Source organism: Arthrobacter sp. Y3223164 (genome assembly GCF_059091005.1).
Genome location: NZ_JBNHGF010000445.1, coordinates 1 through 2,025, shown reverse-complemented (window position 1 = coordinate 2,025; position 2,025 = coordinate 1). Strand labels below are relative to the sequence as shown.

At 69.3% G+C, this 2,025-nt stretch carries 2 protein-coding genes; one reads left to right on the top strand and one right to left on the bottom strand.

The genetic code is table 11. The features are described 5' to 3' along the window. Window positions 1-121: 121 nt before the first annotated feature. The gene (locus tag AC5RUJ_RS15190; protein ID WP_494129135.1) at window positions 122-1,468 is read right to left on the bottom strand and encodes an NAD(P)/FAD-dependent oxidoreductase; all 1,347 of its coding nucleotides are present in this window, start codon (window positions 1,466-1,468) and stop codon (window positions 122-124) included. A 256-nt stretch (window positions 1,469-1,724) separates the two neighbouring features. Here AC5RUJ_RS15190 and AC5RUJ_RS15185 point away from each other — a divergent pair. Continuing rightward, window positions 1,725-2,025: hypothetical protein (locus tag AC5RUJ_RS15185; protein WP_494156134.1), on the top strand; the 301-nt coding region annotated here is incomplete at its 3' end.

Below are 2,025 nucleotides of genomic sequence, written 5' to 3'. Positions count from 1 at the left end.
GTGACCCGGCACCAACTCAGCCGGGCAGCCCGCGCCTGCGCCCTGCCGGCGGCCTGTCCGACACCTTGCTCTTGCTCGGGCCCTTCCTGCGGCCTGCCGGCCCGCCTGCTTGCCCGGGGGCCTACATCCGGCCCTTCTGCTTGCCGGCGTGTGCCTCCACGAAGGCGCGCCGCGGGTGCTGGGTGGCGCCCATCGACGTGATGTCCCGGCCGCCGAACACCAGCGGGCTCCAGCCTGCCAGCAGGCGCCATTTATGGATCCAGGTGGGCAGCGCCAGTGCGTGGTAGCCCATGGCGGCGTACCAGGCGGGCTTGCCCTTTAGCTCGTAGCCGAAGATCTTCGCGGCGCCCCGGCCGACGCCGTAGGTCGCGACCGTGCCCAGCGATTTGTGCCGGTACTCGGCCGGCGGCCGGCCTTGCACGGCGTTGACCACGTTTTGGGCGAGCAGCTTGGCCTGGCGGACCGCATGCTGGGCGTTCGGCGGGCAGTAGGCCGGCTGCTTCTCCGCTTCCAGATCGGGTACCTGGGCGCAGTCGCCGGCGGCCCATGCGCCGTGCACTACCTGGCCGGCATCTTCGATGACCTGCAGCCGGGCGTTGGCGTTCACGTGTCCCTTCGGGCCGCGCGGCACGTTTGTGTCGTCCAGCACGGGATTGGGCTTCATGCCGGCCGTCCAGATGATGAGACCAGCCGGAATGCGCTCGCCGGTACTGAGCTCGGCCACCGAGTCCTCGCAGGACGGCATGGTGGTGTTCAGCCGCACATCGATGCCGCGCTGGCGCAGCTGGCCCAGGGTCCACTCCGAGAGATTCGGTCCGACCTCGGGGGCAACTCGGTCCAGCGCCTCGACCAGCACCCAGCGCAACTGCGAACGGTCCAGCTCCGGATGCGCGTCCACGGCGAGCTTGGACAGGTCGCTCAACTCGGTCAGGGCCTCGACGCCGGTATACCCTCCGCCGACCACCACGAACGTGAGTGCCCTGGCCCGTTCCTCCGGGTCGCTCGTGCCGGCGGCCAGGGCCACGTTGTCGAGCACCTTGTCACGGCAGTAAACGGCCTCTTCCACGGTCTTGAACCCGATGCCGTGCTGCTCCAGCCCAGGCGTGGGGAAGGTCCTGGTGACCGCACCGACGGCGAAGACCACATGGTCGTAGGCCACCGAAAATTGGTCGCCGCCGAGCTCGAGCAGCCGGGCGTTCTTCGCCTGGACGTCGAGTGAAACCAGCTTGCCGCGGACGATGTCCACCTTCTTCAGCGCGCTGCGGAGGTTGACCGTGACGATCCGCGGTTCGATTTCTCCGCCGCCCACCTCCGGCAGCAGCGGCTGGTACGTCATGTAGGAGTTGGGCTCAACCACCGTGATCCGTGCCGACGACGGTCCCAGCCGCTTGCGGATTCCCCAGGCAGTGTAGAGGCCGACGTAGCCGCCGCCCAGGATGAGTATGTGGGGCGTCGCTGAACTGGTCATGGTCCAGGTTTCCTCCCTGTTTGTCGACAGTGATTCGGTGGTCCTGGTGCATCCTTCGCCGGCAGGTGCGGGGCCGGTCTGCGGCCAGACTAGCACCGCCCCAGACGCAGCTGAACCCTCGGTCGGGCCCCGCTTCCGGCAGGGCCGCATTCGCCGGCCCGCTCCCCCGGCGTGCCCTGCGCGCCCGGCGCACGCGGCTGCCTACAATGTGCTCAGGTGCCCCTATTCGTGGGGCTGTCGTTGGGGAGTAGGAAGCGTGGAGGCGGCTAAGCACACCGTGCACGGGCGGTCGCTCCGCACCTACCGCCGGGCCCGCACCACGCTCTGCGGCGTCATGGTTTTCTGGCTCTGGCTGCTGCTGGGAGCCGCGGCCTTCGTAACCGGCCTGTTTGATTCCCCCGCCAAGGTTTTCCTGGCCATGTATGCCGGCGCCGTTGCCGTGCTGGTCTCCATCCCGGTCGCCTTGCTCGCGGCCATCCTGATGGTACTCAACCGGCCCGAGGCGGGTGGCCGGCGCCGGGCTGGCGAACGGCTTTCGGCCGCGGCACGCGCCGCCG